Below are 16,911 nucleotides of genomic sequence, written 5' to 3'. Positions count from 1 at the left end.
TAAAATAATGTAACTCTTTACACACATGAATCCCTTTCTAAAAGTTGCGAAGTAGACTCAAAATAAAGAAGCACTCTTGGCTAGAGTGCTTTTTACTTTCAAATTAGGAGGTTACATAATATGGATAGTACTCTCGTATTTAACTTTGGCATTGGTATTGTCATCATTTTATTTGTTTTCTTTGTTCTTTGTATGAGCGGAGTATAGAAAGGCGATTTTCGGGCGTCTTTTTATACATATGTATTACTTGACTTTCGTAAAAGAAGTAACAATAATGGTTACAGGTAAAACTATTCACATATCCACAAATAGGAGGAAGAAGAATGAAACATGTAATCGTTTATGCACACCCAAATACAGAAAGCTTCAACCATGCGATTTTAGAAACGGTAAAAAGTGAATTAGAAGAAAAAGGTCATGAAGTACGCGTTCGCGATCTATATGAATTAAACTTCAATCCAGTATTAGGCGCTTCCGATTTCATCTCATTTTCTCAAGGAAACACACCAGCAGATATTAAAGAAGAGCAAGAGCATATCTCTTGGGCTGATAGCATTACATTCATTTATCCAGTTTGGTGGGCGGGACTTCCTGCTATTTTAAAAGGATACGTTGACCGTGTGTTTAGCCACGGCTTCGCTTATGCTTACGGTGAAAATGGTATTGAAAAGTTATTAAGCGGTAAAAAAGGATTATTATTATCTACAATGGGAAATACGAAAGAGGCATACACAGCAGGCGGTATGTTTGACGCAATGAAAAAAACAGCAGATGTTGGTATCTTTGAATTTACAGGCATTGAAACAATTGAGCATACATTCTATACGAGTGTCCCTTCTGTGGATGACAGTGTGCGTAAACAATATCTTGAAGAGGTTAAAGATGTTGTGAATCGTGCATTTTAATAAAAAAACTCCGGCTTTAACAACCGGAGTTTTTCATTTCATCATTAATTTCGGAATATACCTTTGAAGAATGCTTTCTAATTCATTCATATCTTCCTGTCTAATAAGTAAATTCACATTATCATTCATTTTTTCTCGCCCACGATATAAAAATATATTTTCTTTTGGATTTTCCCATGTTGATGTTTTATAGCCTTTTAATTCTTCGTATGAATAAAAGTTTAATCCGTCTACTACACCTTTTTCATATATTTGTACACTTTTAATAAGATGGATGGCTATTAAAGTCATAAAACAACTTGCTACAGCATGAATGCCTAGCTGAATGAAAAACTGTTCAACTGTATCAATATCGCCACTTACATACCGAGCATATATATACATACATTGTCCAATGAAATACGCTGGTCCAAGTAACGCAATCCAACGTCTTTTCACCCGAGGATACATTGAAATCAGTTTTCCTGCGCTTTTTTTCATTTCATTTATTTTATATATTTTCCATAGAACAAAAAACAAAACACATAATGTAAAAACAAACATAATACATGACATCCAGTACATTCTTATTCTCCCCTTACATCATTACATTTAAATTTTACATTTTATATAACAACAGCGAATATGCAATTATGCATAAAAAAACAGGTAACCTCTTTCGGTTACCTGCGTTTCCTTACATCTTCTCAATCCACTCCGTCAAGTTATGCACAACTTGCGTCGGTTGAACTTCGTATTCTGTTAACTTTTCCACAGTTGTTACTCCAGTGTGGACAAGAAGCGTATGCATGCCAGCATTTATTCCTGCTAAAATGTCTGTATCGTAGTTATCCCCAACCATTAATGCTTCATTCTTTTCTATGCCAAGCACTTTCAAAGCTTGTTCCATAATGATTGATTCTGGTTTTCCGATAAAGATCGGATCCACACCTGTTGATACTGCTACAACTGATGTTAATGAACCGTTACCTGGTAATAATCCGCGCTCAGTCGGAATGGCAATGTCACCATTTGTAGAAATAAACGTTGCGCCGTTACGCACAGCAAGACAAGCTTTCGCTAATTTTTCATATGTGATGTCACGATCTAAACCAACAACAACGAAATCAGGATTTTCATCCACAAGTTCAAATCCTTTTTCCACAAGTGCATCATGTAAGCCTTCTTCACCAATCATATATACAGTTGCGTCTTGTTTACGTTCGTAAATGAAGTTTGCTGTTGCCATACTCGTTGTGAATACTTGCTCTGCTTTCGCTGGAATATCGAAACGAACAAGTTTTTCTGCCACTTGTTCTGGTTTACGAGTTGAGTTATTCGTAACGAATAAATATGGAATGCCGCGCTCTCCTAATGCTTTTACGAAGTCGCTCGCTTCTTCAATTTGTTCTTCTCCGCGATACATTGTACCGTCTAAGTCAATTAAGTAACCTTTATACATCGATTATGTCTCTCCTTCTATGCTAACGTTCTCACCTTATCATACCACTCTTATATTACCCGCTTTTCCAAAAGAAAAAAACGCTTTACCTTAAAGCGCCCCATAACGTTCATTTTTTCTCTTTTATTTGGTAAGAACAACTACAATCGCCCTCGCACATGTTTGCTAGCGTCTTCACATCTGCGCCCGCAAATAAACGATTATACATCTCTTTTTCATCTTCACACACTTGCGGGAATCTCTCAGCGATTTCCTTTAACGGACAGTTTTGTTTTTCAATTACGAAAGAGTTCTCTCCGTCTCTCTTAATTTGAACCATATAACCATTTTTCTCTTGCATAGCTGCTATCTCTTGCACTTTATATGCTAAATTCTTTTGATTACTCACGCGCTTTTGTAACTGTTCTTCCATTCGCTTCGTTCTCTCTTTTAAAACGTAACGAAGTATTTTTTCATCGCCCATTCGCGCTAAATCTTCTAGCATATCAATCGCAAATTGCTTATACTCTTTCGGGAATGTATCTTCTCCCTTTTCGCTTAATCCATACAAATAAGTTGGTCTTCCGACATGTTGCCTTACCATCTTGGAATAGATGAAACCATCTTTCTCAAGATTACTTAAATGTCTTCGAATCGCCATTTCTGTAATCTCTAAAACTTCAGCTAGTTCCGCTACGGTGTGCTCTCCCTTTACTTTCAACAACTGCACAATTTCATCTTTCGTCGTACGTGCTTCCCCCATGCTTCACCCTTCTCCCTCACATACAATATAAGACCCCCAAAAGGCATTCTCTGGGGATCTTATAAGCATAATTATTCTGGTACAAATGCAGATACAGGTCCTAATTCCTTTTCTAAATAACTGCGAATATTTGCTGGGTATTTCCCTACCACCGCAATATGTTTTTGAATCGTCTTATATAATTCATCATGATTCATTTGAATATAATCTTGCGTAAGCATTTTTCGAAGAAGAATCACTTCTTTCATTCCTTGTCCTTCTTCTGCACTTATCACTCGCTCGTCCATTAAAATATCGATAATATCTTCATAACTTCCTGGATCGCGCATAATAAATCCATCAATCATCGCATTACCTACATCTAATACAGAATCAATCATTAGATGCGCTATGCGTTCTAATGCGTAAAATTCAAACTCGGTTTCATATATCTTTTTCTCTTGAAATGTACTTGTTGCTCGTTCTAAACATACTAGCATTTGTTCTATTTTCTTTCTGTCTACAAAATACATGAATGTCACCTACCTGGAAATTAAAGCATTTACATTTTAATTGTAACGCTTTCTTCTGAAAAAATCGACAATTTTTCGAATTCACCTTTTCCCCGTTATTTGTTATAGTTATATTTGTATGATTTTTGAAATTGGAGGAATGGAATCTTGGAACGTGAACTCGCACTAGAAATTGTCCGTGTAACAGAAGCAGCAGCATTAGCATCCGCACAGTGGATGGGCCGCGGAAAGAAAAACGAAGCAGATGATGCAGCAACTACAGCAATGCGTAATATGTTCGATTCAGTAAACATGGCAGGTACAGTTGTAATTGGTGAAGGAGAACTTGATGAAGCACCGATGTTATATATTGGTGAAGAACTAGGAACAGGTAACGGTCCAGAAGTAGATATCGCCGTTGACCCATTAGAAGGTACAAACATCGTTGCAAAAGGTCTTGCAAATGCAATGGCAGTTATCGCAATCGCAGATAAAGGAAACCTTCTTCATGCTCCTGATATGTACATGGAAAAAATCGCGGTTGGTCCAAAAGCAGCTGGTAAAATTAGCTTAGATGATCCAATTGAAAAAACAATTGAAATTGTAGCGGAAGCTAACAATAAAAAGATTCGCGATCTAACAGTTATCGTTCAAGAACGTGAACGTCATCAAGATATTATCGACCGTGTTCGTGCAAAAGGTGCACGCGTAAAATTATTTGGTGACGGTGATGTTGGTGCGTCAATCGCAACAGCACTACCTGGAACTGGTATTGATTTATTCGTAGGTATTGGCGGAGCTCCAGAAGGCGTTATTTCTGCAGCAGCATTAAAATGCCTTGAAGGTGAAATGCAAGCTCGCTTAGTTCCAATGAACGAAGAAGAAGAAGCTCGTTGTCGTGAAATGGGATTAGAAGATCCTCGTCAACTTCTTATGTTAGACGATTTAGTATCTGGTGATGATGCAATCTTCTCAGCAACTGGTGTATCTGCTGGTGAGTTATTAGACGGCGTGAAATTCCTAGGCGGAGATTTAGCTGAAACATATTCTATCGTAATGCGTTACAAAACAAGAACAGTACGATTCATTAAAACGCATCACCATTTAGATCATAAGCCACACTTAAACTTAGATATTTAATAAAAGGAGCCATGTGTATGGAAGAACGTTTCTTTCTGTACGACGACACTGTCGCTACAAAAACTCGTTTCGTTAGCTTTATGGGAGAAAATGAGCGTCATGATTTAGCGCTACTATACTCCGATCGTCATTACGGTAAAACAATTGTCCTTGATATGCAGCGTAATAAATTTGCAATCATCGGCGCCGACGATTTAAACGAACCAGGCTACTTAGAGCACGCATTTTCTATGACTGAAGAAATTGCAGAAGAACTACGCTCATTTTTATTTGAACTTATATAATTTATCTTAGGCACCAGCTTTTTAGCTGGTGTTTTTTCGCTTTAAGTATTTTGAATTTTCAATTCTTTATGTTATAATGAAGAATAAATCTATTTGGATAGAAAGGACGTTATCTACGTATGCCAACATTTACTTTGTAATGGACCAGCAATTGGATAGCATTACTCTCAAAAAAGCACCACGCTTTTTCAAGGGAGTAGTCTGCCCATTCCCATTACAAAGGAGCGTAACGCATCTGTAGTATGATGTTTACGGAGGTTCCTCTTTGGGGAACCTCCTTTTATTTTTATCTATTTCTCCTGTCTTCATACTACAAGACATCCAAATAGCTGTATTACGTTCCTTTACCACTACTATAAGAGGTGAAGGAAAATGCAGAAAGTACAACTTTCTTGGAGTTTATATGAAAACGAGCAAAACACAATCGAAAAGTATTGTAAAAATTGCAGACGCACTACCCTATTTACCGACACAAATATTCGTAGGCATAACGCCAACGGAAAAAACATATATCGCTTTGCTATTTATAAATGTCCGAAAGATCATACGTGGAATCAAAAACTTCGGATTTATAAATCATTTACTGACCACGTTGAAACAGTTGATATGACGCAGCAAGATCAAACGGAAACAACTACTACTATTTCCATTACACAGCATAAAGAAAGTGGCATAGCTGAAATTACGATTGTATTAGACCTCGTTTTCGGTTCCCACCGGATGGATAAAGCTTTATCCACATATATTTCAGATTGGAGCCGTACACTCATTGTGGATAAAATTAAAAACGGGGATATTCAATTGAACGGGCAACAAATGAAACCAAATACAATACTTTCTGAAGGCGATCATATCTCGATTTGTTTATAATGCAAAAAATCCTCTTACGATTGTAAGAGGATTTTTTTATTTCTTCACTTTTCGTAATACGAAATGTGCACAACCGAAGTTACAGTACTCGTATAAATACTCCGATAACGTACTAATTTTCGTATCATATGTCGCACGCTGGTTACTATCATCAAAGAAGCCGCGCAATCTAAGTTGCTCATAACCCCAGTCCCCAACGATGTAATCATATTTATTTAAAATTTCTGCATAGCGCTCTTTAAATGCTTCTTCACTAAAACCGTCACGAAAGTTTTTAATTACTTCGTACTGCACATTATTAATGCTCACCGTAGCATGAATCTCTTGCTTTTGCTCCATCATTAACTTCCTCTCTAAGCATTCTTCTTTTTATCGTATCACAAAGCATACCAACCAACAATTTCAAATACAAAAAATTGAAAATTAGTGCATGCTATGGAGAAGGAGGTGATACATCGTGAAAAAACAAATTATACTTTCTCTTCTCACTCTTTCCTTATTTGCAGGATGCCAATCAACGAATAAAGCCGAAATGGAACGTGAAGAAGGAAGTCGTGTTCTTGTTTCCAACAAAAACGACATGTATCATACGGAAAATACAAATACACGATTAACGAGAGTCGGCTATTCATCTAAACAAAAGCATGAAGTATCTAATAAACAAGTAGGAGCCATTAACCGTGAGAAAGTTGCTGAAATGATTACAAGCATGACAGTCAAACTTCCTGACGTTACAAACGCTGCTACGCTCGTTACAGACGATGAAGTATTTGTTGTATACCGTGCAAACACAACAGATCCGAAACTCGTAGCGGATCAAGTATATAGAGCTGCTTTGTCCATCGTCCCTCGCTATTATAAAGCATATGTATCAACAGACCAAAAGTTGATTTCTCAAATTCAAGGGCTTCAATCTGGCGCATTAAATGATACAGAATATACGCAAAGCCTCGATATGTTAAAACGTGAAATGAGTAAAAATCCTCATTTGAACAATACGGGGGATCAGACTTTGAATGATATGATAAAAAAATAAAGAAGGTGGAGAAATAATCCGTACCCTTTGTAAAGGACATTTTAAAAAAAGTTAGGCGGCATCAAGAAGATGATTTCTGTATTCAACAGGGGTCATCTTCTTTAAATTCCACTGATAGCGGTGTTGATTATAGTATTTCATATAGTCTTTAATTTCTTGTTTTAACTGAGTGAAAGATGTACAAGTTTTTATGTGTGCTTCATCTTTAAAGTGCCCAAAAAAGGATTCTTGAGGGGCATTATCCCAACAGTTTCCTCGTCTTGACATGGATTGTCCTAGCTTTAATTTTTTGACCAACTTTTGATAGGTAGGGCTTGTGTAATGAGCTCCTTGATCTGAATGAATATATGCATCTGGTGTTAATTCCACTTTCTTATTCCTCTTTAGTTTACGAAGAGTTGTCGTTGCGATATCTAGAGTAAGCCGTTCTGAAACATGATAAGCCAAAACTTCATTCGTAGACCCGTCTAGAATGGTAGATAAGTATCCTTTCTGATTTTTGCCATAAAACAGGTATGTGATATCTGTAAGAAGTACCTTTCCAGGTATACCTTGCCTGAATTCTCGTTTTAATTGATTAGGTACTACAAAGTGTTCTTTCGTCGCTTTCAACATTCTTTTATAGGGATTCGCTTTCCGAATGGGACAGACAATTCCATATTTTTTCATGATTCTTCGGATGCGTTTTAAATTGTAAACAACTTGAAATTGACCCGCCAATGTCATTTTAATTTGACGAGCCCCTTTCTTTCGGTTTTTAAATTGAAATGCCTTTACTATGAGCTCTTTCGCCATTTCATCTTGATGCATTCTTTTCTCTCGCTGACTTTGAGCAGTAGCGGAAAAATAATGATAGTATCCAGAGCGCGAAACACCAGCGATCTCACACAAATATCTCACCATATTTTTCAGGTTATACCTTTCAATAATAGTACGAATTAAGATGTATTTCTGACTGGGGTGTAACCTTATTTCTTTCCCATCCTCCCTTCCATAAGCTTGATCTTTTTTAATAATTCATTTTCAGCTTTTAATAAGTTTCGTTCCGCTTCTAAACGTGCATATTTCTCTTCTAATGTAAGTTCTTTCTCTGACTTTCTTCCGGAGTTATCCTTACGTGTATCTCTTAAACCAAATACCCCCCTTTCCTTATAGGAAGTACGCCATCGATTTCCTGATGATACAACACGTTGTAGACCGATGACATCTATATCAAATCCACATTCTTCAAAAATAATACGAGGTGGTTTTCCTTTTTCATTTTCTTCAATAAAAATACGTTTGAATTCATCTGTATAAGTAATCCCTTTCTGACTGACTGATTTTACGTATCGATTCTTTGATAGTGCTTGAACTTCTTTTTCTGTGAACAGTTTTTTCGTCATTTTGAAATTTCTCCGATTCTCATTTTTCTCTCATTATACAAGAAAGACCCTATAGAATAGACTTTTTTTTAAGTGTCTATTCTATAGGGTACATTTTAAAAACCTCCATCTTCTTTATTTTTTACTATTTCTTACGATTTGCGTAAACCTCCATCGCATCACACATAAACTGAGCTAATCCTTCACCAAACTTATCGATATTTTTCGTAAAGCGCTCATCAGCGACGTACATTTGACCAAGTCCTTTAAAAGCATCTAATGAATATTCACCGAATTTTTGCAAGTAATTGTACCATACTCCAATTGCTTCTTGTGCCTCTTTAGAATCTGGTGCTCCGTGTCTAAGCGCCGCTAAGTTTCTGTAAATCGTATTAAACTCTTCTTGGTTTTCTTTAGACATGCCTTTCGCATATTCATTCGCTTTATCTACAGCTGCGTCTCCCCATCTTTCACGCGCTTCTTCTTCGTACGGATTATGGCTGAAATCGAAGCCTTCAAATTTCTCTTTATTCGTCATTTCAATCTCTCCTTTTGTATGCTGAATTGTTTTATCAATCGTCGCAATCACTTTATCTAACCTAGCCCGCTTTTCAAGAAGCATTTTCTTATGAAGCTGCAATGCTTCTTCCCGGTCAAATGATGGACTCATGATAATTTCTTTAATTTTCTTCAAAGGGAAGCCTAATTCTTTAAAAAATAAAATTTGCTGCAATGTCTCTAAATTTTCATTGGAATACAGACGATATCCAGACTCTGTCGTCTCATCTGGGGTTAACAACCCAATTTCATCGTAATGATGCAGTGTGCGCACACTAATTCCAACTAAATTAGCTACTTCTTTTACCTTCATTGCCATGTGTATCTCCCCCTTAATACATACGATAAAGTATGACGCAACGTTAGAGTCAATAAGTAAATTCATTTTCTTTATAAAATATTTCATGCATAATAGATATGTACATATATTAGAAAGCGGTGAAAATATGGTTTCAAATACTGTAATTGCCAGCATCATCTTTCAACTCATTGTCTCGATTCTGGTCCCAATTATTGTACTCGTTTATTTCCGTAAAAAATATAATATAAATTGGAAAGTAGTCGGTGTTGGTGTTCTTATCTTTATCGGATTTACCCAAATTCTCGAAACACCATTCCACCTATTTATGCGCGGTAATCCAGCAATCGCTCCAATTTTAGAAAATCCATTTGTTTTCGCACTTTATGGCGGACTCACTGCTGGTATTTTTGAAGAATTAGGACGCTTCGTTGCCTTCTTCTTCCTACTAAAAAAATATCAAGAATATAAAGATGGCTTCGCTTACGGAATCGGTCACGGCGGAATTGAATCCATTTTAGTTGGCGGATTCTCTGCATTCCAAGCACTTATATTTGCGAATTCAATTAACAACGGTAGCTTCGCCCAGATGGTCGAAAAAATGCCAGAACTAAGCCGCCTACAAGACATGTTAATTCAGCAACCTGCCTACTTATACTTCCTTGGCAGCTTAGAAAGAATTATGGCACTCGTGCTGCAAATCGCCTTTACAATGCTTGTTTTATACGCAGTAAAACAGAAGAAGTATATCTTCCTTGTGTACGCTATACTATTCCACGCACTTGTAGACTTCTTCGCGGCACTTTACCAAACGAAAACAATCAACATCTTTGTTGCAGAAGGAATCACCCTTCTCTTCACAATTGGCGCTATCATTCTTATTCGTAAAATGAAAGAGAAATTAATGAGTGTGCCAAAGTAAAAATAACCCGCCTGTTGGTGGGTTATTTTTTATAAAGATTATCATAGCGATGATAACTTTTACCGCTTTGCAGCTCCTTCTTTGTTTCTGCATCTATAACGATGTACTTGTGTAACTCTTCTACTTCATTTTGAGAAAAGGAAGCGAAAAAATAAACTTGGCAATCAGGGTGAATAAAAGAATCTTGAAGCACCACTTCACCCCGACAACCCGCGGCTGTTTTTTGTAGAAAGGAAAATTCTTCGTCGGGTACTTCTTTAAATAAAATCTTTTTTCGAACACTATACGCTGCATTATTGTATTCTTTATACATTTTCTTATCTAACTGTTCGTAAAACACATCTTCGCTCACAAATGGCTTATTTCGATTACTTGGATAATCTAACTTTTGATTGGATTGTGCATATGTTGTGGACAGTTGCGTAAGAAAACAAATCATGAATACGATACATATCATTCTTTTCATAATGGCACCTCAATTTTCTATTATCCACATTACTTTTCCACATATTTAGATCAATATGCCGTTTCCAATAAAGTGAAACTTTAATCAGCCCTCACCAATCGGACTTTAATGGGCAGCCCGACCCCCACCTAACTTCTTTGCTTGCGCTGAATTTTGAGGTGGGGTCTTACTGCCCATTAAAGCGGGATAAAAAGGAATTTTTTCCGCATTCGTCGAAGTATATAGCGTCAACTTGAAAGATGGGGATGAATTATGAAGAAAATCATTGTAATACGACATTGTTCAGCAACTGGCCAAGAACGTCATGCCGAATTAACGACCGATGGAAAAAAACAAGCAAACACCCTTGCTACATTCCTTTTAGAAAACCAACTACAAATAGATCATATTATTTCAAGCCCATTTGTGCGAGCTATCGATTCTATTCGGCCCTATGCACTCCAAGCTAATTTGTCTATCCAAGAAGATGAACGATTAGCTGAACGCATATTAAGCGACGTTTCAATGGACGATTGGATGCAAAAACTAGAATCTACTTTTACAAATATAGATATTGCCTTTTCAGGCGGAGAGTCAACAAAACAAGCAACGGACCGTGCTATATCGCTTATCGAAGACGTTTTAAAATTAAACCATACTACAATATTACTCGTTACACATGGAAACTTACTTACGCTCATTTTAAAGCACTTTGATCATACGATCGGCTTTCATGAATGGAGAGCTTTAACGAATCCTGATATGTACGAAATTACAATTGATGAACAATGTAGCCTAAAACGATTATGGAAAGCACCGTCCAAGTAATATCTCTTTCCAACACATTCAGTTGACGCCACGAGAAGAAACTGTACTAATAATAGAAAGGGGTATCACTCCATATGTACGAAGATGTACTTGCTTTACTACATAAAACAAATGTTTCTTATGAAAAATTCGAACACGAACCGGTACTCGATTATGAGACAGATCGGATCGTACGCGAGAGGCTTGGCTTACAAGGTACTCCAAGTAAAAGCTTATTTTTAAAATCAAAGGCTGGAGATTATTACGTATTTTTCACGTTAGAGGGCACAAGGCTTAACCGCGGAGAGATGAAAGAACTAACAGGAGAACGCTTATCTCTCTGTTCCGCTGATGAACTGCGAGACAAAACTGGTTGTACGCCAGGATGTGTAGCTCCTTTCGGGTATTCACACGATGTAACAATTATTGTGGATAACGCTATTTATACGTACGATAAAATTTTAATTACACCTGGTGTACCTGAATTTACAATTGAATTATCCACAGAAGAATTAAAAAAGATTTTATTAACATGTTCAAATACTGTTTTGGAGTACAAACAAAAAGAGAGCTAATCATTAGCTCCCTTTTTTCATTATTTTGCTTCTGCTGTGTTTTCTTTTGCAGAACGAACTTGCTCGTCCGCATGGTAAGAAGAACGCACAAGTGGGCCAGCTTCACAGTGGCTAAAGCCTTTGCTAAGTGCAATTTCTTTTAGCTCTGCAAATTCCGCTGGTGGGTAATATTTAAGAACTGGTAAATGCTTCTTAGATGGTTGTAGGTATTGTCCAAGAGTTAAAATATCCACATTGTTTGCACGTAAGTCATCCATTGCTTCAATTAAATCTTCTCTCGTTTCACCTAAGCCCACCATAATGCTCGATTTAGTTGGAATATCAGGCTGCATTTCTTTTGCTCGACGTAAAAACTCTAATGAACGATCATATTTTGCTCTAGCGCGAACTCGGTCAGATAATCGACGTACTGTTTCAATGTTATGGTTTAAAATATCTGGTTTTGCATCCATTAACATTTTTAAGTTTTCTTCTACTCCACCCATATCAGATGGTAATACTTCGATTGACGTAAATGGATTTTTACGACGTACAGCGCGTACTGTTTCAGCAAAAACAGCTGCTCCACCATCTTTTAAATCATCACGTGCAACCGCTGTTATAACAACGTGTTTTAAGCCCATTTGTACTACAGAATCTGCTACGCGTTCTGGCTCTTGTAAATCAAGCTCAGTTGGTAAGCCTGTTTTAACCGCACAAAAACGACAAGCACGTGTACAAACCGCACCTAAAATCATAAATGTTGCTGTTTTTCTTACAGCCCAGCATTCATGAATATTCGGACATTTTGCTTCCTCACAAACTGTATGAAGATTTTTAGAACGCATCATTTTCTTTAAGCCTGTATAGTTTTCATTCGTGTTTAACTTAATTTTCAACCATTCGGGCTTGCGCTTATATTCTGTTTGTTTTGTCATGGTTATCAACTCCGCACAATATGAAATAGTTTACCGTGTTCGCTTCTTTCAATGTAACATATCTATTCTAACGTATGAAAGCGATTTGCTCAAATGAAGATTCTAAGATTTTTTCCAATCGTTCCCTATAATGAAATACTCCGTATATCCCACACTAAAAAGAGTGATGATGTGAAAGGAGTCTATTTCATGCTTCGAAAAATTTCTCTTTTGCTTTCGATTTGCTTTCTTCTCCACCAAAACATCGCTTACGGTGAAGATAATCAGCAAAGCATATACGAAAAGCGCATGGCACTATATAAAGAAACCGAGCAATCTTCAGGCATTCCGTGGTATTACTTAGCTGCAATGGATCAATACGAAAGAAATATACGGAGCGTAAGAAAAGATATTCCGAAAAAACCAGATGCCATCATTTCCCTTTATTTCAAACGAGAAATATGGGCTGGACCTGTTAATGGTAACGACACTCTCCCCCATACAATTGCTCTATTTGGCGGGTTAGGTTTAGATGGTGACAAAGATGGATTTGCAAATGCAAATAACGACCGTGATCTTTTGCATACAGCAGCAACGATTTTAAAGAAACAAGGAACGTCAGAAGAACGTATTAAAATCATGCTCTGGGAATATTATAGACGTGCAAAAACAGTTGATTTAATTACCGAATACGCCCAAATTTATAAACATTACGGACGTATTAATTTAGAAGGAAATGCGTTCCCTCTTCCGATTCGCAGTGACCATAGCTACCGTAGTACTTTTGGCGCTGGAAGAAGTTTTGGGGGAAGAAGGGTTCATGAAGGAACCGATATATTCGCAGGCTATGGCGTACCAGTAAGATCCACTTGCTATGGCATTATTGAAACAAAAGGCTGGAACCGCCTTGGCGGATGGCGCATCGGTATTCGTGACCTTCATAACAATTATCATTATTACGCTCACTTAGGCGGATTCTCAAAAGAAATACAGCTTGGACAAATTGTCGAGCCTGGAAAAGTAATCGGATTTGTTGGTAGCACCGGTTACGGCCCTCCCGGCACAGCTGGAAAATTCCCGCCCCACCTACATTTCGGCATGTATAAAGACAATGGTTATACAGAATGGGCTTTCGACCCCTACATGCACTTAAGTCTTTGGGAGCGAAAAGAACGCGCGAATACAAAACGATAACCGTAGCACATTGCTACGGTTATTTTTTATATTCGACTAACTATCCGTTTTCTTTTTATCAGGTACAACAACACTTCCGCTTCCATAATACGTAGGCACTTCTCCTTGAACAATGCGCGTCGCAATTGGAACATTTTGTTTCACTTTTATTTCTTTCGTATGAAATGGAATAATGACTTGCAACGTTACTTCCATCTCCATAATAATTTGAATCGCTGTCGTATTGATTCCGTGCGGCTCAATTTTTTGTTTAATATCCGTATTTACATGACCAATCGTTGTGAAATCAATTGGAATGTCGGGTCCGATATTTCCAAGAAGCGCATTATTTGTTACACGGCCAAACGGAACTGCCATCGTTGCCCCATTTTTTTCAGAAATACCTAGTCCCTTCAAATTCCCTTGTTCTACTTGCTGTAAATACTTTTCTATGTATGTGGTCGTTGACGTTACGATTTCATTTACTTGCTTCGTATTTAAATTAATTGTGGATACTTTCCCGTTTTTATCATTTTGTACTTTCATTAATGAATCGACATCGAATCCCTCATCAATTCTATCTTTTACCGCCTTCGTCATAACCGCTGTCGCCATTTTATGTGTCTCTACTTCTCCATATTTCATTAACGTCGGCTGAATGCTGCTATTCACAATCCATAATCCTTGCACGAGTAATATAATAAAAAGAATACACGACATAAGCAGTATGTGCCGAAAAGAAATAGGTCCCCTTCGAAACCGCGAATTTTTCGAACGAAATATACTCATACAAAACCCTCCTTCTTATATTATTTCTATGCAAGAAGGAGGGACGATATATGCTTATCTCATTTTTAATAATGCTTCTTTTCCGATTGTGCCAGCCGTAATACCTAACGATTCGGCTTCAATCGTTACTGATTCTAGCGGTGCTTCAAGAAGTTGTTCAATCGTTCTTACACCAACCGCGCGGCCAGCAATAATACCACGATCTCCTAACTTCTCATTTAAAAGACCTACATCTAATGCACCGCACATAATATATCCTTTATCGCTCATTACAGCTAGCAAATTTGTCTTTGGAAGTTTGACGCTAACCGCAATAAACGTATAATTATCGATTATAATCGGCTCTACATTAACCATAGTTCACACTCCTCTCTTTCTTATCTGTATGACAAGAGAAAAATGAGTGTTACAAGTTAACTAGCCTATAGTTTGACAGAAGATGTATAAGTTATTAACATGTCTGTTAACACATCTCGAAGTAGTTCTGGCATATAATATTGTTTGTTAGAAAGTGTGGATAGCTCTGGGTATAAGTACCCAAATGTAAACATATCAATCGTTCCTACTGTATATATACGATCTAATTCAAGCGATTCTCCGTTAATTAATACATCTTCGAGTAAAATTTTATTCCCGGGAATCGTATCTGGAATGACTTCTACACCAGCGTAAATCATTTTCCCCATTACTTTCCCCCGAAATCCAAACCCTTTTACCTCAAGGTTCTCCATATTCGGGCGACGTGCTTTCAAGATCACTTCTCTTAACGTTTTCCCCGGCACTTTTAATAGGCATGGATTAATTGGATGTGGACAAATTCTGTGAATATCTCCGCGCGTCACAACGCCTTCTTCTAATCCTTCAAGCAGTACACCGGCGTTTACCATGCCAATTTCTGCATCGCACCAGTTTTTCAGCGCATTTGCTAACATGTGCGAAAATGCTGTCTCATGAAACCAATCAACCGGTAATGATTCCTTTAAATGAACGACAGGCTCTTCCATAATATGTTTACTTTCTTCCTGCAGCGCTTCAATTGTGGATAATGGTTTGTTATAAGCACCTAAACGTTCAGTCTTAATCGCTCTACCATCCTTTTTCAACAGCTTCTTCGTCTCTTTATCCACAGTAAGCTGAACGTGCCCAACGTAACGTCCCCACTTTTCACAACAGCAAAGTAACGTATTATTCATAAGAACACCACGCTCAAATAAATGATGCGTATGTGCCCCTAAAATAACATCTATATCATACTGCTCCGCCATATGCTCATCCATGCTTTTTCCAAGGTGAGAAAGGACAACCGTTATATGAGCCTCATCTCTCACTTCTTCTAAAATAGACTCTAAATGCTCGATTGGATCTTCAATATGCCAATCTAACATTTGATAAAACTCTGGATACGCAACCGTTAATCCGATAAAAGCAATCGTAATCCCATCTGTCGTTGTATGTAATTTATAAGGCTTTGCCCACTCCGGACGTACACCTTCTTTTTCAAATAAATTCGCGACAAGCACCTCAAATCCAGCATCATCATATAGACGATTCAAATGCTCCTTCGCTAACGTAATTCCTTCATTGTTTCCGATCGTTACATAATCATATAACGCCTCATTTAAAAGCTTCGTATTGCCAAGCCCATTCGTCGCTTCCGAAATACTATGAAAACGATCCACATGATCGCCGATATCTACAGTCAAAACGGTCTCTCCCGCTTCCTGTCTTCGCTTTTTCTCCCCTTGTACAAACCGAGAAATTTGCGGCCAATTTTCAAAATGACTATGTATATCGTTTGTATGATAAAGGTGGATAATTGTTTCTTTATTTATATTCAGAGAAAAAACCTCCTCTCAGTTCCTTACTGCCATTTACGCTATGCGTATGCAATAATCCTGTAAATACTTTTCGTCTTTTCTTGCTATTTTACATTGTACTCGCATTATGGGAAAAAGCAAAAGATTGCCCTTTTTAATATGAAAACTTTATTTTTCTAGTTTGTGGATTAGTTGATAAAACGGGGATTTGTGAGAATTTTTTTTGAGTGGTTTTGCAAGTATTTTGGTGGATTTCCCCCATGGGTTTGTCAGTATCTTAGCATCAATTACTTCAATTCGGCGCTTTATGAATAGGTGCTCCTCTTTCCTCTAAATATTGAGGGGTATATGCCCGCTC

The 16,911-nt window shown here is 37.4% G+C and carries 21 protein-coding genes; 9 read left to right on the top strand and 12 right to left on the bottom strand.

The window, feature by feature from the left end; genetic code table 11:
- Positions 1-323 precede the first annotated feature (323 nt).
- Positions 324-905 (top strand): NAD(P)H-dependent oxidoreductase, encoded by a 582-nt coding sequence (locus QCI73_RS02690; protein WP_000683422.1) that lies wholly within the window; start codon positions 324-326, stop codon positions 903-905.
- A gap of 33 nt (positions 906-938) precedes the next feature.
- Here QCI73_RS02690 and QCI73_RS02685 read toward each other — a convergent pair whose 3' ends face one another.
- The 4 genes from QCI73_RS02685 to QCI73_RS02670 form a co-directional block, all read right to left on the bottom strand.
- The gene (locus tag QCI73_RS02685; protein ID WP_087954991.1) at positions 939-1,469 is read right to left on the bottom strand and encodes an iron ABC transporter substrate-binding protein; all 531 of its coding nucleotides are present in this window, start codon (positions 1,467-1,469) and stop codon (positions 939-941) included.
- Positions 1,470-1,581: 112 nt separating this feature from the next.
- Entirely contained in the window at positions 1,582-2,346 is a 765-nt protein-coding gene (locus QCI73_RS02680) for a TIGR01457 family HAD-type hydrolase (RefSeq protein WP_000276467.1), read from the bottom strand.
- 109 nt (positions 2,347-2,455) lie between these two features.
- On the bottom strand, positions 2,456-3,088 hold the full coding sequence (locus tag QCI73_RS02675; protein ID WP_070807083.1) for a helix-turn-helix transcriptional regulator: 633 nt from the start codon (positions 3,086-3,088) through the stop codon (positions 2,456-2,458).
- Between the two features lie 71 nt (positions 3,089-3,159).
- A complete protein-coding gene (locus QCI73_RS02670) occupies positions 3,160-3,600 on the bottom strand; it encodes a DUF86 domain-containing protein (protein WP_000274014.1) in 441 nt (146 codons plus the stop codon).
- A 147-nt stretch (positions 3,601-3,747) separates the two neighbouring features.
- Here QCI73_RS02670 and glpX point away from each other — a divergent pair, with 147 nt between their 5' ends.
- From glpX to QCI73_RS02655, 3 genes are all read left to right on the top strand, one after another.
- Positions 3,748-4,719, top strand: coding sequence for a class II fructose-bisphosphatase (gene glpX, locus QCI73_RS02665; protein WP_353822460.1), 972 nt, complete (start codon positions 3,748-3,750; stop codon positions 4,717-4,719).
- A gap of 17 nt (positions 4,720-4,736) precedes the next feature.
- The gene (locus tag QCI73_RS02660) at positions 4,737-5,003 is read left to right on the top strand and encodes a DUF3055 domain-containing protein (protein ID WP_000392606.1); all 267 of its coding nucleotides are present in this window, start codon (positions 4,737-4,739) and stop codon (positions 5,001-5,003) included.
- A 372-nt stretch (positions 5,004-5,375) separates the two neighbouring features.
- Entirely contained in the window at positions 5,376-5,873 is a 498-nt protein-coding gene (locus tag QCI73_RS02655) for a cytoplasmic protein (RefSeq protein ID WP_353822459.1), read from the top strand.
- 36 nt (positions 5,874-5,909) lie between these two features.
- Here the strand turns inward: QCI73_RS02655 and QCI73_RS02650 are convergent, their stop codons facing one another.
- Positions 5,910-6,212: a YutD family protein gene (locus QCI73_RS02650; RefSeq protein ID WP_000435941.1), complete on the bottom strand. Its 303-nt coding sequence runs from the start codon at positions 6,210-6,212 to the stop codon at positions 5,910-5,912.
- A 118-nt stretch (positions 6,213-6,330) separates the two neighbouring features.
- Between QCI73_RS02650 and QCI73_RS02645 the strand changes: the two genes are divergently transcribed.
- Complete coding sequence (locus QCI73_RS02645) at positions 6,331-6,909, top strand: YhcN/YlaJ family sporulation lipoprotein (RefSeq protein ID WP_000744038.1); 579 nt, start codon at positions 6,331-6,333, stop codon at positions 6,907-6,909.
- Positions 6,910-6,960: 51 nt separating this feature from the next.
- Here the strand turns inward: QCI73_RS02645 and QCI73_RS02640 are convergent.
- Together QCI73_RS02640 and QCI73_RS02635 are read right to left on the bottom strand one after the other, a co-directional pair.
- Positions 6,961-8,294, bottom strand: a protein-coding gene (locus tag QCI73_RS02640; protein WP_416274065.1) for an IS3 family transposase whose coding sequence is annotated in 2 segments (ribosomal slippage) — positions 6,961-7,910 and positions 7,910-8,294 — 1,335 coding nt in all. Because the reading frame shifts where the segments join, the coding sequence is not laid out codon by codon here.
- A gap of 124 nt (positions 8,295-8,418) precedes the next feature.
- Entirely contained in the window at positions 8,419-9,150 is a 732-nt protein-coding gene (locus QCI73_RS02635) for a MerR family transcriptional regulator (protein WP_001241001.1), read from the bottom strand.
- An 85-nt stretch (positions 9,151-9,235) separates the two neighbouring features.
- On the opposite strand from QCI73_RS02635, the gene QCI73_RS02630 reads away from it, so the two are divergent.
- A complete protein-coding gene (locus QCI73_RS02630) occupies positions 9,236-10,051 on the top strand; it encodes a YhfC family intramembrane metalloprotease (RefSeq protein ID WP_002163480.1) in 816 nt (271 codons plus the stop codon).
- Between the two features lie 22 nt (positions 10,052-10,073).
- Here the strand turns inward: QCI73_RS02630 and QCI73_RS02625 are convergent, their stop codons facing one another.
- The gene (locus tag QCI73_RS02625; RefSeq protein WP_353822458.1) at positions 10,074-10,517 is read right to left on the bottom strand and encodes a hypothetical protein; all 444 of its coding nucleotides are present in this window, start codon (positions 10,515-10,517) and stop codon (positions 10,074-10,076) included.
- A 252-nt stretch (positions 10,518-10,769) separates the two neighbouring features.
- Between QCI73_RS02625 and QCI73_RS02620 the strand changes: the two genes are divergently transcribed.
- Positions 10,770-11,324 (top strand): histidine phosphatase family protein, encoded by a 555-nt coding sequence (locus tag QCI73_RS02620; protein WP_327922679.1) that lies wholly within the window; start codon positions 10,770-10,772, stop codon positions 11,322-11,324.
- A 74-nt stretch (positions 11,325-11,398) separates the two neighbouring features.
- Positions 11,399-11,878 (top strand): YbaK/EbsC family protein, encoded by a 480-nt coding sequence (locus tag QCI73_RS02615; protein WP_000272743.1) that lies wholly within the window; start codon positions 11,399-11,401, stop codon positions 11,876-11,878.
- A gap of 20 nt (positions 11,879-11,898) precedes the next feature.
- On the opposite strand, the gene lipA is transcribed toward QCI73_RS02615, so the two are convergent.
- A complete protein-coding gene (lipA, locus tag QCI73_RS02610) occupies positions 11,899-12,795 on the bottom strand; it encodes a lipoyl synthase (protein WP_000166370.1) in 897 nt (298 codons plus the stop codon).
- A gap of 189 nt (positions 12,796-12,984) precedes the next feature.
- Between lipA and QCI73_RS02605 the strand changes: the two genes are divergently transcribed.
- Entirely contained in the window at positions 12,985-13,968 is a 984-nt protein-coding gene (locus QCI73_RS02605; protein WP_046198697.1) for a M23 family metallopeptidase, read from the top strand.
- Between the two features lie 36 nt (positions 13,969-14,004).
- Here the strand turns inward: QCI73_RS02605 and yunB are convergent, their stop codons facing one another.
- The 3 genes from yunB to QCI73_RS02590 form a co-directional block, all read right to left on the bottom strand.
- Positions 14,005-14,736 carry a sporulation protein YunB gene (gene yunB, locus QCI73_RS02600; RefSeq protein WP_353822457.1) on the bottom strand — a complete coding sequence of 244 codons (732 nt, stop codon included), beginning with the start codon at positions 14,734-14,736 and terminating at the stop codon, positions 14,005-14,007.
- Positions 14,737-14,790: 54 nt separating this feature from the next.
- The gene (locus QCI73_RS02595; RefSeq protein WP_000248464.1) at positions 14,791-15,093 is read right to left on the bottom strand and encodes a YunC family protein; all 303 of its coding nucleotides are present in this window, start codon (positions 15,091-15,093) and stop codon (positions 14,791-14,793) included.
- A gap of 65 nt (positions 15,094-15,158) precedes the next feature.
- The gene (locus QCI73_RS02590; RefSeq protein ID WP_353824085.1) at positions 15,159-16,550 is read right to left on the bottom strand and encodes a bifunctional metallophosphatase/5'-nucleotidase; all 1,392 of its coding nucleotides are present in this window, start codon (positions 16,548-16,550) and stop codon (positions 15,159-15,161) included.
- Positions 16,551-16,911 lie beyond the last annotated feature (361 nt).

Origin of the sequence: Bacillus cereus group sp. MG16 (assembly GCF_040459875.1) — a bacterium.
Classification (GTDB): domain Bacteria; phylum Bacillota; class Bacilli; order Bacillales; family Bacillaceae_G; genus Bacillus_A; species Bacillus_A paranthracis.
This window is presented reverse-complemented; position numbering and strand designations above follow the sequence as displayed.

What these genes read in the sequence shown, in the direction of transcription:
- QCI73_RS02690 (WP_000683422.1), top strand. Translation starts at nt 324, where the DNA reads ATGAAACATGTAATCGTTTATGCACACCCAAATACAGAAAGCTTCAAC.
- QCI73_RS02685 (WP_087954991.1), bottom strand. Translation starts at nt 1,469, where the DNA reads ATGTACTGGATGTCATGTATTATGTTTGTTTTTACATTATGTGTTTTG.
- QCI73_RS02680 (WP_000276467.1), bottom strand. Translation starts at nt 2,346, where the DNA reads ATGTATAAAGGTTACTTAATTGACTTAGACGGTACAATGTATCGCGGA.
- QCI73_RS02675 (WP_070807083.1), bottom strand. Translation starts at nt 3,088, where the DNA reads ATGGGGGAAGCACGTACGACGAAAGATGAAATTGTGCAGTTGTTGAAA.
- QCI73_RS02670 (WP_000274014.1), bottom strand. Translation starts at nt 3,600, where the DNA reads ATGTATTTTGTAGACAGAAAGAAAATAGAACAAATGCTAGTATGTTTA.
- QCI73_RS02660 (WP_000392606.1), top strand. Translation starts at nt 4,737, where the DNA reads ATGGAAGAACGTTTCTTTCTGTACGACGACACTGTCGCTACAAAAACT.
- QCI73_RS02655 (WP_353822459.1), top strand. Translation starts at nt 5,376, where the DNA reads ATGCAGAAAGTACAACTTTCTTGGAGTTTATATGAAAACGAGCAAAAC.
- QCI73_RS02650 (WP_000435941.1), bottom strand. Translation starts at nt 6,212, where the DNA reads ATGGAGCAAAAGCAAGAGATTCATGCTACGGTGAGCATTAATAATGTG.
- QCI73_RS02635 (WP_001241001.1), bottom strand. Translation starts at nt 9,150, where the DNA reads ATGGCAATGAAGGTAAAAGAAGTAGCTAATTTAGTTGGAATTAGTGTG.
- QCI73_RS02630 (WP_002163480.1), top strand. Translation starts at nt 9,236, where the DNA reads ATGCATAATAGATATGTACATATATTAGAAAGCGGTGAAAATATGGTT.
- QCI73_RS02625 (WP_353822458.1), bottom strand. Translation starts at nt 10,517, where the DNA reads ATGAAAAGAATGATATGTATCGTATTCATGATTTGTTTTCTTACGCAA.
- QCI73_RS02620 (WP_327922679.1), top strand. Translation starts at nt 10,770, where the DNA reads ATGAAGAAAATCATTGTAATACGACATTGTTCAGCAACTGGCCAAGAA.
- QCI73_RS02615 (WP_000272743.1), top strand. Translation starts at nt 11,399, where the DNA reads ATGTACGAAGATGTACTTGCTTTACTACATAAAACAAATGTTTCTTAT.
- lipA (WP_000166370.1), bottom strand. Translation starts at nt 12,795, where the DNA reads ATGACAAAACAAACAGAATATAAGCGCAAGCCCGAATGGTTGAAAATT.
- QCI73_RS02605 (WP_046198697.1), top strand. Translation starts at nt 12,985, where the DNA reads ATGCTTCGAAAAATTTCTCTTTTGCTTTCGATTTGCTTTCTTCTCCAC.
- yunB (WP_353822457.1), bottom strand. Translation starts at nt 14,736, where the DNA reads ATGAGTATATTTCGTTCGAAAAATTCGCGGTTTCGAAGGGGACCTATT.
- QCI73_RS02595 (WP_000248464.1), bottom strand. Translation starts at nt 15,093, where the DNA reads ATGGTTAATGTAGAGCCGATTATAATCGATAATTATACGTTTATTGCG.